This is a genomic window from Cellulomonas sp. P4_H12 (genome assembly GCF_056400905.1).
On sequence record NZ_JBFUKJ010000144.1, the window covers coordinates 1 to 530 of the forward strand.

Consider the following 530-nt stretch of genomic DNA (forward strand, 5'->3'; position numbering starts at 1 on the left):
TCTGCGTGGGCTGCTGGTGAATCCGACCGTCAACAAGGTGACCGTGTTCACCGGGCGGTCGGATTCCGGCGGCAGCATCACGTACCAGTCGGGTGACGAGGTCGTCGCCGAGACGACGGTCCAGTGGACCAGCGCGCTGAGTACCTCGAAGCAGTCCGGCACCTATCGGATCCGGCTGCGGTATGTGCAGGGCAAGTGGGCGGTTGTCGATGTCACCGGGTCGGCCGTGGATCCCACGGGAGGGCCTGTGCCGAACGGCGGTACGAGCGGCACCGGGTCGGGGTCGAGTGACAGTTCCGGGCAGCGTGGATCGTCGGCCACGTCCGGGGCGTCGGCACCGACATCTGCGCCGGCCRCTCCCACCGCGTTCGATCCGGCCGGTGTGCCCGGCTAGTCGGGCGGCCGCGGCGCGATGACCGCGAGGTAGCTCGCGGATCCAGTGAAAGCGCCCTTCGTGGTGGAGAACCCGTGCGCCATCGTCGTGGCGACTCGACCGGCAGTCGGTCGAGCGGGTTCGCACTGGAAGGGAC

The 530-nt window shown here is 69.2% G+C and carries 1 protein-coding gene; it reads left to right on the forward strand.

What is annotated here, in order from left to right; genetic code table 11:
- Nucleotides 1-37 precede the first annotated feature (37 nt).
- The gene (locus tag AC1DQC_RS20230) at nucleotides 38-394 is read left to right on the forward strand and encodes a hypothetical protein (RefSeq protein WP_477053011.1); all 357 of its coding nucleotides are present in this window, start codon (nucleotides 38-40) and stop codon (nucleotides 392-394) included.
- Nucleotides 395-530 lie beyond the last annotated feature (136 nt).